This window comes from Roseateles sp. P5_E11 (genome assembly GCF_054049355.1).
On record NZ_JBFUMO010000626.1, the window covers coordinates 1 to 3,168 of the forward strand.

The window sequence follows — 3,168 nt, forward strand, 5'->3', positions numbered from 1 at the left end:
GTCGCGGAAGACGCCGTCGAACTCCAGCGCGATGCGCTTGCCCTTCGCGGACGCAGGAACAGCGAGTTCGCGCCGGTACCAGCCGACGCTGTTCTCCGGAAAAGCCCTGCCGATGGCCTTGGAGCCGTGCGTCGTGCTGCCGCGTGCGTCGAAGGGCAGTTCCACCGCCCAGTCGTGCGGCAGGTCGACGCGGCGCCACGGCCGGTCGTCGAACTCGGCCGATGCGGGGCCGTCGCCAAAGCCGGCCTTGGCGAAGAAGAAGGCCCGCGTGCTGTGGTCGAAGTCTTGCGCCGGGTCATGCGCGTGGCCGAGCGCGAAGCGCCAGCCGTCGTCGATGCGGGTGCGCTGGCGCGGGTTGTCACTGGCTGCAGCGGGCCCTGCGCACAGCGCCAGCGCAAGCAGCCAGGTGGAAAAACGGGAGAGTTTGCTCATGGCAGCTTGGCAGCGTTGACGATGAGTTCAATGACGGCGTCCTTGCGCGCGCCAGTCTTGCGGTCGAACAGGCCGCCGGTGTCCCAGTAGACGGGCACCATGCCGTGGCGCACGGCCGAGCCGGTGATGTACTCGTTCCAGTACATGCGGTAGCGGTCCATGCCTGGGTAGGCGCGCTTCATGGCGACGGCGTATTCACCCAGCACCACCGGCACGCCCTTGTCGATGAAGGCGGCCTTCAGTGCCTGGAAGGCGGCATCGACCTGGGGCTCGTTGGCCCAGGTCACGGTGGCGGCAGGGTCGGTGGCGATCTTGCCCCACTGCCAGATCTTGCTCTTGTCGTCGATGGTGAAGGGGAAGGGGTCGTAGTAGTGCACTTCCATCATCAGCCGTGCGGGCACGGTGTCGGCGGGCAGCTTGGCGTTGCATCCCAGTGCATCGATGTGACTCGTGTTGTAGGACTGCACGATGAGGTGGCGCTTGGCGTTATTGCCGCCGGTGGCGCGCACGGTGTTGACGAAGGTCTGGTTGAAGCTGTTCTGCACCGTGCAGTTTTCGGGCGTGGGCCGGCCGTATTCCTTCTCGATGTGCACTTCGTTCGTGCCGGCGAACAGCAGGTGGTCGTCGTAGCCCTCAAAGTTCTTGGCGATCTGGGTCCAGAACTTCGTCAACCTGGCATTGACCTCGGCCTGCTTGGCGTAGGTGGGGTGGTCCGCCCAGCCGCCGTCCCAATGGGTGTTGAGCAGCACGTACAGCCCGGCCTTGCGGGCGTAGTCCACCACCTGCGTGACGCGGGCCATCCAGGCGGGGCTGATGTTGCCGTTGGCATCGGCGTACTGGTTCCAGGCCAYCGGGATGCGCACGGTGTTGAAGCCGGCTGCTTTGAAGGCGTTCATCACCACCTGGTTGGCGGGTGGGTTGCCCCAGGCGGTTTCGCTTGGTACGGCCTCGAGCGTGTTGCCCAGGTTCAGGCCGGGCGACATCTCACGGGAGAGCTGCAGGCTGGTCAATTCGCGCATGCCGGTGCCGTCGGCGGCGCAAGCCGCAAACGCGCAGGCCAGCCCGAGGGGCAGCAGAAGCGTCGAAAGAAGGGTCTTCATGGATTTCTCAGTGAACAACAACGACGGCATACCCGTCTTCAGCGCAAGGATTCCAGGATCACCGCGGCACCGCCGCGATGACCAGGTTCAGCTTCAAGCCAGGCCAGCGCCGCGGATCTTCAGCGCCACGGCCGGCGTGCCGGCGAGGCCCTCCGGCAGCTTCACCTCCAACCCCTTGCGGCTGCGCGTGAAGGCCAGGCTGTCCGTCGAACCCAGCACCTCGACGCGCTCGATGGCACCGGGCGCCAGCGCCGAGTCCTGTGCCAGCGCCTGGATGCGCAGCAGGCCGCCTTTGGGCCAGCCCAGTGCGATGGCGTAGAGGGCGCCGCCCTTGGTCGTGAAGCGGATGTCCTCGGCGCCGAAGTGCGCCTTGCCTTCGCTGAACATGCCGCCGCCCAYGCGGGTCGGGCCTTCGCCGAAGCTGCGCCAGGGGCGTGTGCCGTGGATGGCCTCGCCATTGCGGCCCATCCACTCGGCCATCTGCTCGAGGAAGCGGCGCTCGTCGGCATCGATGCTGCCGTCACCGCGCACGGGGATGGACAGCAGCAGGTTGCCGTTCTTGGAGACGATGTCGCACAGGCTGTGGATCACGCTGGCGGCCGACTTGTAGCTGTGGTTGTTGAACACGCCACGGTTGTAGTGCCAGTCGCCGATGCAGGTGTCGGTCTGCCAGGGCAGCGGCTCGATGCCTTCGCGCTGGCCGCGCTCGACGTCCTCGACGACGCCGGCACGGCGCTCGGGCGGCAGCACCTTGGCATTGACAACGGCCTCCAGCTTGCCGCCGTGCCAGGCCATGCTGGCGTTGTAGTAGTGCGCCGTGATGTCCAGCCCGGCCTGGCCCAGGGGCAGGCSGGAGTTGTCGAAATAGACGAGGTCGGGCCGGTAGCTGTCGATGAGGTCGCGGCAGCGCAGGAACCACTGGCGGGTGAACGCCGGGTTGTGCGGCGGCGCCTTCTCGTCCCAGACGCGGTCGTTCTGCTCATGCCASTCGTTGGCCGTGCGGATGGTGTTGATGCCGTCGGGCATGACCATGTTGCGGCCGGTGTAGAGGTCTTGCGGGTCCAGGCCTTCCCACCAGGTGCCCTTGCCGTCAGCCTTGGTCAAGCGGTAGGCGTCGTAGCGCTGGCCGGCCAGCGGGCCTTCGGGGTCGTAGCCGTAGGCCGTCTGCAGCCAGTGCCAGGCATGCGCCGAATGGTTGCTGACGCCAAAGCGCAGGCCCTTGGCACGCGCCACCTTGGCCCATTCGCCGACGAGGTCGCGCTTGGGGCCGACGCGCACTGAGTTCCAGCCGTGGTACTTGGAATYGTAGGCGTCGAAGTTGTCGTGATGGTTGGCCAGCGCGACGAAATACTTGGCGCCGGCCTTGGCGTAGAGGTCCATCAGGGCCTCGGGCTCCCAGGCTTCGGCCTTCCAGCGGTTCTGCATCTCCATGAATCCGACCTTGGTCGGGTGGCCATAGGTGCGCACGTGGTGGTCGTACTGCCAGTTGCCCTGGGTGTACATCTGGCGGGCGTACCAGTCGCCCATCTCGGGCACGCACTGAGCGCTCCAGTGCGCCCAGATGCCGAACTTTGCGTCGCGGAACCAGTCCGGCGTGCGGTAGCCCTCGACGAGGGAGTCCCAGGTGGGCTTGAAC

The 3,168-nt window shown here is 66.6% G+C and carries 2 protein-coding genes and 1 pseudogene; all 3 read right to left on the reverse strand.

Features of this window, described 5'->3' with window-relative positions; translation table 11 throughout:
* Nucleotides 1–432, reverse strand: a pseudogene (locus ACXJKR_RS28115) (hypothetical protein); the annotation flags it as partial.
* On the reverse strand, nucleotides 429–1,532 hold the full coding sequence (locus tag ACXJKR_RS28120) for a glycoside hydrolase family 5 protein (RefSeq protein ID WP_457325639.1): 1,104 nt from the start codon (nucleotides 1,530–1,532) through the stop codon (nucleotides 429–431). The pseudogene ACXJKR_RS28115 and the gene ACXJKR_RS28120, both read right to left, overlap by 4 nt.
* A 93-nt stretch (nucleotides 1,533–1,625) precedes the next feature.
* On the reverse strand, nucleotides 1,626–3,168 hold a 1,543-nt coding region (locus tag ACXJKR_RS28125), incomplete at its 5' end, for an alpha-L-fucosidase (RefSeq protein WP_457325640.1).